Source organism: Psychrobacter sp. AOP7-A1-24 (assembly GCF_052376235.1).
In the GTDB taxonomy this organism is placed as follows: Bacteria; Pseudomonadota; Gammaproteobacteria; order Pseudomonadales; family Moraxellaceae; genus Psychrobacter.
On sequence record NZ_JBQSVM010000022.1, the window covers coordinates 43,270 to 51,664 of the forward strand.

The following is an 8,395-nucleotide window of genomic DNA, read 5'->3' on the forward strand; positions in this document are numbered from 1 at the left end:
GAGCTATCGAGGGTCATAATGAATATTAACCGCCCTAGCCCAGATGCGTTATTGCAGCAAATCAAGCAGCAAGAGTATACGGTCAATAGAGGTAAATTAAAGATATTTTTTGGAGCGTCGGCCGGGGTTGGTAAAACGTATGACATGCTGACCTCTGCCCACCAAGCACAAGCGCATGGACGTAATGTATTGGTTGGTATTGTAGAGACCCATGGCCGCAGTGAGACAGCAGCACTGGTACAAGGGCTATCAGTATTGCCGCTACGCGAGATTGAATATCGTGGACAGATGCTACAAGAGTTTGACATTGATGCCGCTCTCGCCAGTCATCCAGATATTTTGCTGGTTGATGAGTTGGCACATAGTAATATTCCAGGATCTCGCCATCCTAAACGTTGGCACGATGTTGAAGAGTTACTAAAAGCAGGTATCAGTGTTTACACGACCCTAAACGTTCAGCATTTAGAAAGCTTAAATGATGTTGTCAATCAAATTACTGGAGTCGTGGTTCAAGAAACCTTGCCCGACTGGTTTTTTGATCAGGCAAATGAAGTGGTATTGGTTGATTTACCGCCAGATGAATTATTGGCGCGTCTTCACGAAGGTAAAGTATACATTCCAAGCCAAGCCAAGCACGCTATTAATAACTTCTTTCGTAAAGGTAATTTGATCGCGCTGCGAGAGCTGGCATTACGCCGAACCGCAGACTTGGTCGATGCCGATATGCAAGATTATCGTAACCAAGCTCGAATTTCACCTATTTGGAATACCGCAGATCAGCTATTGGTAGGAATCAGTACGGGGGCAAACAGTGAACGCCTCATTCGTCATGCTGCTAGGCTGGCCAGTAGTCTACATTCACAGTGGTATGTGGTACATGTCGATACGCCACGCGGTTTAAATCGTTCAGTTAATAATAAGCAGAAAGTTTTGGAGGCATTGCGTTTAGCGGATGATTTGGGTGCAAAAACTGAAGTGATTAGTGCCATTACTGTGGCAGAGGGTTTGGCCAGCTATGCCCATCAATTCAATATTGGCCGTATTATTATTGGACAAAACCATGCTAACCGCTCTAGACCGTATCACTGGGGTCAGTCGCTGGTCAAGCTCATCTCACAGCAAGACGTTAATTTAGATTTGATATTGGTTAATCAAACTAAGCAGTTAAGCAAAACTATTAATGAGCGTCAATTACCGTCTTGGAACGTGGCAGAATTATCATCGGTAGATAACCGTAATGGTTATCTCATGGCAATTTTGGGATGCGGATTAGTAACCGTTACCTTAGTGGCTCTCACGCGCTGGTTTGATTTAGCCAACGTAGTCATGCTGTACTTGTTAGTGATTGTTTTTATCTCAGTACGCTTTGGACGCGCGCCTGGTATATTAGCTGCTTTTTTAAGTGTGTTAAGTTTTGATTTATTTTTTGTTGAACCTAAGCTGTCATTTAATGTCAGTGATGTCCAATACTTAGTCACCTTTGCCGTTATGCTTATCGTCTCTTTAATCATTAACAACCTAGCAGTTGGCCTGCGATTTCAGGCACAAGCTGCCCGTAAACGTGAACAACAGGCCATATCCATGAGCTATCTTGCTCAAAGCCTAAGTGCTGCTCGTAAAAACAATGACATCATCAGCCAAGCTGCAGCATGGCTAACACAGCATATTGCTAGCACTGCAATTATAGTGATGCCAGACGTGGAAAATAAACTGGTCGTTATGACTGACTGTACGATACCTGCAGAATTCAACTGGGTTGTCACCCGATGGGTATTTGATCATAACGAAAGCGCGGGACTAGGAACTAATACACTCACCGCCAATACGATGCACTATCGGGCACTCGCTACATCAAATCAGGTGCTCGGTGTTTTAGCACTGATGCCTACAGATAGTGAGAGTTTCAATCAACCCGAACAACAAAGAACCCTTGATATGGCCATTGCCCAAATAACGCTAGCCTTAGAGCGGGTATATTACGCAAAAGTGGCTCAAACCGCGCTCATAAAGGTAGAATCAGAGCGGCTGCGTGGGACTTTATTATCGGCCCTGTCTCATGATATCCGAACGCCAATAACGGTATTATCTGGTTTAGCATCTTCTCTTGCTATCCAGAGTTTAACGGCAAGTGAGCAGAAGCAACTGGCAGTCGATATTGAGCAGCAAGCAAACGTCATTCAGCGTTTAGTCATTAATATTTTAGATTACGTCTCGCTACAGTCTGGCGGCATGAAACTAAACAAGCAATGGGTGAGCTTAGAAGAAATCGTTGGTAGTAATATCCGTCAGCTTGAGCACTATTTAAAAGAGCGCCAGATAGAAATAGACATTCCCCATAATATTGACTTTATTTATACCGACGAATTGATTTTGTCGCGTATTTTAAATAACTTAATAACCAATGCAATCAATTATACCCTAGACAATGCCTGTATTTGCATCAAAGCAATGCTTGATAATAATCGGCAATACCTGATAACGGTGACAGACACAGGAGAAGGTCTACCTGTAGGTATGGAGACGCAAATATTTGAGCGCTTTATTCGAGGGAATTCGGAAGGTACTACAACGGGATTGGGTTTAGGCTTAGCTTTGAGCAGAGATTTAGTTGAGCATCTGGGTGGCACGTTAAGCGCTAATAATATACAACCTCACGGTGCACAATTTATTATAACGCTACCTTGGCAACCTTTGCCTGAACAAGATTTATTGAGTGACGACTTTATAGCAAGCAGCCCAAACATTGATTCAGCAAACTTAGCACGATAAGTGCTATATCATAAGGTTAATACTAATAGCGAAAAACACACTAATGAAGACCATACTAATTATCGAAGATGAAGCCCATATTGCGCGATTTATTAAAACAGCGATGGAGCAAGAAGGCTATCAAGTTTATATCGCTGATAGCTCGCACAGGGGCTTAATAGAAGCTGCGACGCGCCGTCCTGATTTACTTATATTAGATCTTGGCTTACCTGACGGTGATGGCTGTGACGTCATTGCAGATATTAGGACGTGGTCCTCATTACCTATTTTAGTATTATCAGCTCGCAGTGATGAACAGGATAAAATAAAAGCGCTCAATTTAGGTGCGGATGATTATTTAGTGAAACCTTTTAGTATGGGCGAATTGGTTGCGCGTGTTAATGCACATATGCGCCGCTGGCAGGTTGGCTACGAAGCACCTAGTCAGATAGAGCTTGGCAATGTCAGCATCGATCTCACGCAGAGACAAGTCAAGAAAAATGGTAAAGACGTCCATTTAACACCTATTGAGTATCGCTTGCTGACTGTCCTGATCCGTTATGCGGAAAAAGTACTGACCCATAAACAACTGCTTAATGAAGTTTGGGGTAAAGGTCATAACCATCAAGAACATTATGTTCGCATATTTATGTCAAATTTACGCCAGAAACTAGAAGATAATCCTTCTCGACCAAATTTCTTCTTAACCGAAATCGGTGTCGGCTACAAGCTACATATACCTAAAGACTGACAATACATGAATGTATTTAGTCTCCTAACTAGAATATTAAGCTGATGGTAAGATGCAAAAAAAAGAGGGAAATATCATGAACAAGCTCAATATGTCCGCCATAGCCATTGCTATATTGGTGCTGTTATCAGGTTGTGATAAATCAATAAAAGATCCCAATATAGTATTTTCAGAAAATAATAAAGATCCTATGAAAGAGCTTGAAATAACCTCAGCCGTCGATCCCCGTCAATTAAGTTATAAACAAACCTTTTATGTGCCCATTTATTCAGACATTTATATTGATAGGTACAATGAAAAAGTATTGCTATCGGCGACTTTGAGCATTCGTAATACCACATTAGAAAAATCACTATATATCAATAAAATTGATTACTACGGTACTAACGGAGAGCTAATAAAATCATATATCAAGAACTCAATTAAGCTGCCACCTATGGCAACCCTCAACTATATCGTTGAAAAAGAAGAAAATAAAGGGGGTCCTGGTGCAGACTTTATCATTGAGGTTGAAGCTTTAGATGATACGGTTAAACCAGTGATTGAGGCGGTAATGATTGGTAATTTTAATAATAAAGCTTTTGCTTTTAACACGCAAGGGACACCAGTTATGCACTGATAAAAAATCATTTTATATTCAATGTATATCGTTCGTTAACTCATAAGGTGGAACACAAAAATACATTTTAAAAGTGACCTTCTTTATCTTTAAATTGTCCATTTGATCAATAACGATTCATCTGATAGCTCTGTTCTAACCTGAACTTAGGCATGTTCAAAAGACTTCTTTATTTGAATATTACTAAAGATTGTAGCAATGTATCCATTAATAATACATCTGGCAGTAATTCAGGAATCCTTTGCTTGGTATGTGAAACCTTTAAGTTTGTTATGATTATTCACAGTACCTCGAGTCTTATCGATAAGCATTGAAAAATCTTTCTGACTAAGATAGTTTATTGGAGATTCATCTTCATTACCAAATATTTCGTTCCAAATAGCGCTACTATATTTGCCTTTAGCCTGTGATAACTCTCTAATTTCGGAATACATGACACCTGGTTTTGAAAGTGAAAGAATAGAAATCGCCCTAATATAATCCATATATATAAAGTCTATTACGTCTTGGTCAAACTTATCTTGAATTCTTTTTTTTACTCTGTTTATCTGTTCATCAGTTTTATTCTTTGTATCATGACCTTGAGATGTTGTATAACTTAGAATCACAGTATTTTCATTAGAAATATCATTTAGATCAAATATAGGAGAAAAACAGCCCCCGATGATTTCGTATAAACCGTCTTTAAATATGACAGAAATATTATGAATAGGTATGTCAACTCTGCTGCCAAAATAGTTAGGTACGTTTTTGAGATAGGTACTCTTATCACTACTAATATAGGCTTTGATCAGTACTTGATGAAGCCTACTGGCTAAAGGATGGAGTTTTACGATTGAGTTGCTATTTAAACTAATCGTTTTAGCAGATAGTTTCATATTACGCTACTTCCTTATTAATTCTGTCACCCATCATAATGAATACATAGTGACAAAATATTTGTATTGTCCTCACATTCCACTGCTTTATAGGTATAACAGAGTTTGCCCTATTTTGAATTCTTGTAACTTCAGTCTGACTAGCGAGTGAGAGCTCTACTCGGATCTGCCTTCGATTTTGGCAAAAATTCTCTTCTTGCTCATTATCCATATTTATTCTCTGTGAAATAGGTATATCTTTTAAAGCGTCGTTCCAATTATTCTGATCTTTTTCGGCAGCTTGTGCATAGTTGTAGTAGCTCAGTCGAATATCTTTTTTATAGACTAGTTTACGAATAACTTGAAGGTAGTTATAGAGGTCTACTGCGCAGTTAAATATAATAAAATTTTTATTATTTTGAGAGTGAGTAAGTGTATGATATATAAATTGATGGATATGTTTTTTGTCCTCACTCTCTAAGTAAAGGCTACGAAATTTTTCCGTCATTTGCATCATGATTCTTCTATCATCATCATATCTATCCTTAACAGGTAATAAGCCTCCTTTATTATTGATATCAAACAACCTAGGGTTGCCTTTCCTAGTTTGAAACTCTAAATCGTCTCTTAGTCGCTTTGCATTACGATGCCATGTTTCAACAGTTTCTTGACTGACATCATAGATATGCATGAGGTTCTCATAATCACCTTTCTGAGTATAAGCTTCAAGAACTTGATGTACTTCATCGAAAGAATATTTCTTAACTTTTACAATTTTTTCATCAAAATCATCATTCAGTATTTTACTGTGCATAGGTTTCGGAAAATAAGGCAGTTTAAGCTTATCAATGAGATATTCATTTAGTCTTAAATGCATATTTTCAGTTTCAAATTTTTGTCTTCTCGGTATTTTTAGTATCTGATTGTGCTTCATAGCTAGTTTAAAATTGGTCTGCCATAATAATAATCCCACCTGAATGTCCGTAAAATGTACATATGATGAAAATGTTGTACTAGGGGTAGCGTGGCCTGCTATTCCTGCCAAAGCATATATTTTCTTGTACGCAAGATTCGTTTCGAAATGATTGATGATGCTAGCAGCTTGAGCTGATTCGTAGGGTAGCAAGCCTTTTAAAAACGTTGCACCTGGATGGCCATTAAATTGATAGTCTTTATCGTATAAAAATGACATTAACTGAAAATTAGTTAGACAACTATGACGTAGATGATGTGTAGTAAGATAGCTTAAGCCAGTAACCTCTTTTATAAGATGTGTAAGCATTTTTGATATTGTTTGAGCGTTGTAAGACATGCCATCTTGGCTGGCTATAAGCGTTTGACCTTTATCGCCTGAACGTTTGATGTAAATACGCTTAATTAACTTAATATCAGACTCTGTTAAGAGTTGTGCAAGTAATACACGACGTAAAGCAGAGAGGCTTTTATTGTTTCCAAACTTATTATTTCTAATCTCTAGATAATTCTGAGTTTCGGCTACATCACGCAATCTTATTTTAACTATTTCACCAATTCTCAGCCCGCACCGATGTCCTAATATTAACGCTAAGCTCAAAGCCTGTTTTTCATCTACATTTGTAGTAAGGCTATTAATCCTATCAAGGATAGCTTGGAACATCTGCTCTGATATATAACCAACTTTATGATGGGGTTTATCGCTTGTAATCAATGGAGCTATAGGTTCTATATGGTAGTGTTTAACCATGTATTGGTGTATTTCATTAATTAATGTAGCGACTGAATTCTTTGCTTTCGTGGTCTTACTGAGTTCAGTCATCTCACTGTATAGCGTTATAAAATCTTCTTCCTGATAACTTTGTAGGTTTGCATCTTGAGTAAGTGCTAGCCAGCGACTAGTGATGGTATTACTATAGGTTTGAACACTGCTTACTTTACAGGTACGTGCTTTCAATAATAGCCAGCCAACTATTGCCTTTTCTTGTAAAGAGCTTTGATCACTTTTTAATCGATTATAAATTTCATCTAGCTCTTTAATTAATTTCTTTTCAGATAATTTGGCATTATTTTCTTTAACGTCTTTCCTAAGTAACTTCGCTATCTCTACTACTAAGCAAGGACTACTTTCTACATGGCTATTACTATCCATGTTAGTCAAAACGCTATTAAATTCTTCTTGTTTCTGATTTTCATTATGTTGAATATTATAGATCAGAGACTGCCAATTGGAAGTTGGCAAGCTATAGGTGTTTTCTTTACCCGTTATAATGTACCAAGTATGTTCAGGGAGATCGAAGAGGAAGTGATTTTCTAGCACATAGACTGCACCCATCAAAAAACGTTTCAAACCAAGTTCTATATTATTTCCCTGATTTGCTTGTATTAGTTGTATGCTTTGATACCGTTTGTATATTGTGAGATTTCTATCACGATCAATAACGTTATTTTTCTGCTCTTTGATATAAGACTGAATAATATGAGCTGATAGTGGAGAAATAAAAACCTGTGCTTGATGTACTGCTTTTGACTCTTTATAAGTATTTGTATGATAAGCCTTGTCCTTAACGATCACAGTGATGGTTGGCAAACCTGAAATTTGTTCGATTTTTAAACGTTTCCCAATTATTTGATCTAATATCTCCTGTAGTACAGGAGCCTTTAGGATTGCACTGTGAAAGATTAGAGTGAATAAGATATCACTTACAGTTATATCAACAGTTTTTTTATTTTCTAAACCTTTAGCCCAGTTTAGATAAAAATCTAGTATACGCTTACCATCATTGAACCATTCTTGTGTACGAAAAGATTTGGCACGAGATGATTGAATGATAAGTTTAGGAAAACCTATATCAATATTTTTATCTTCTATTCGACTTTGACAGTATTTTACGGCGTGATTGTATGAGGTAGAATATCTCTTAACATCTTTAAAATATTTATTAGTAGATAAATTAGTATCAAACTTTAGCCACATCAGGTCAAACGCTCGCTGTTTATCTTCAGAAGCTGCAATTTTTGTCAGGTCGATGTGTTTGTCTATTAGTTCGCAAGCTAACGAAAAGCGCTTTTCTTCTAGTTTATCTCGTTTTTCTTCTCGTATCTTAATACCAGATTTTTTTTGACGTGCCATCCTTAGCGCTCCAATTGAAGGACTGTAAAACCAATACCTTTGATAAGCTCATCTAGTGTATTTGCAAACTCTCTAAGTTCAGATTGTTTCAAACCGCTAAAAGGGTCGTAAAAGCTGAATCCTAGTTCATCAGAATGTCCCATCCAAGCACTAATAACGTCATAACCAATGGGTCTTTCATTGAAGTCTGAGTTGTATGAATATTTGCCGATGTGTATATTTTTTAGCGAGCGTATAAAATGTCGATGCCAATTAAGAGGTAGCGATATATATTGTGACATGCGCTCTTTTATGAATGCTTTGTTTAACTTTAA

The 8,395-nt window shown here is 37.5% G+C and carries 6 protein-coding genes; 3 read left to right on the forward strand and 3 right to left on the reverse strand.

The features are described from left to right. The first annotated feature begins 18 nt into the window (after positions 1-18). From ACT3QQ_RS09090 to ACT3QQ_RS09100, 3 genes are all read left to right on the forward strand, one after another. Positions 19-2,769 (forward strand): DUF4118 domain-containing protein, encoded by a 2,751-nt coding sequence (locus ACT3QQ_RS09090; RefSeq protein ID WP_444527757.1) that lies wholly within the window; start codon positions 19-21, stop codon positions 2,767-2,769. Positions 2,770-2,812: 43 nt separating this feature from the next. Beyond that, the gene (locus ACT3QQ_RS09095) at positions 2,813-3,499 is read left to right on the forward strand and encodes a response regulator (RefSeq protein WP_020442997.1); all 687 of its coding nucleotides are present in this window, start codon (positions 2,813-2,815) and stop codon (positions 3,497-3,499) included. 76 nt (positions 3,500-3,575) lie between these two features. Continuing rightward, positions 3,576-4,118 (forward strand): DUF3124 domain-containing protein, encoded by a 543-nt coding sequence (locus ACT3QQ_RS09100; RefSeq protein ID WP_100749150.1) that lies wholly within the window; start codon positions 3,576-3,578, stop codon positions 4,116-4,118. Positions 4,119-4,348: 230 nt separating this feature from the next. Here the strand turns inward: ACT3QQ_RS09100 and ACT3QQ_RS09105 are convergent, their stop codons facing one another. The 3 genes from ACT3QQ_RS09105 to ACT3QQ_RS09115 form a co-directional block, all read right to left on the reverse strand. Next, positions 4,349-4,996 carry a hypothetical protein gene (locus ACT3QQ_RS09105; RefSeq protein ID WP_100749151.1) on the reverse strand — a complete coding sequence of 216 codons (648 nt, stop codon included), beginning with the start codon at positions 4,994-4,996 and terminating at the stop codon, positions 4,349-4,351. Between the two features lies 1 nt (position 4,997). Continuing rightward, positions 4,998-8,081 (reverse strand): tyrosine-type recombinase/integrase, encoded by a 3,084-nt coding sequence (locus tag ACT3QQ_RS09110; protein WP_193032032.1) that lies wholly within the window; start codon positions 8,079-8,081, stop codon positions 4,998-5,000. A gap of 2 nt (positions 8,082-8,083) precedes the next feature. Continuing rightward, a partial coding sequence (locus tag ACT3QQ_RS09115) for a hypothetical protein (protein WP_444527758.1) occupies positions 8,084-8,395 on the reverse strand: 312 nt, incomplete at its 5' end.

Coding starts and splice junctions, on each gene's coding strand:
- ACT3QQ_RS09090 (WP_444527757.1), top strand. CDS start 19: ATGAATATTAACCGCCCTAGCCCAGATGCGTTATTGCAGCAAATCAAG.
- ACT3QQ_RS09095 (WP_020442997.1), top strand. CDS start 2,813: ATGAAGACCATACTAATTATCGAAGATGAAGCCCATATTGCGCGATTT.
- ACT3QQ_RS09100 (WP_100749150.1), top strand. CDS start 3,576: ATGAACAAGCTCAATATGTCCGCCATAGCCATTGCTATATTGGTGCTG.
- ACT3QQ_RS09105 (WP_100749151.1), bottom strand. CDS start 4,996: ATGAAACTATCTGCTAAAACGATTAGTTTAAATAGCAACTCAATCGTA.
- ACT3QQ_RS09110 (WP_193032032.1), bottom strand. CDS start 8,081: ATGGCACGTCAAAAAAAATCTGGTATTAAGATACGAGAAGAAAAACGA.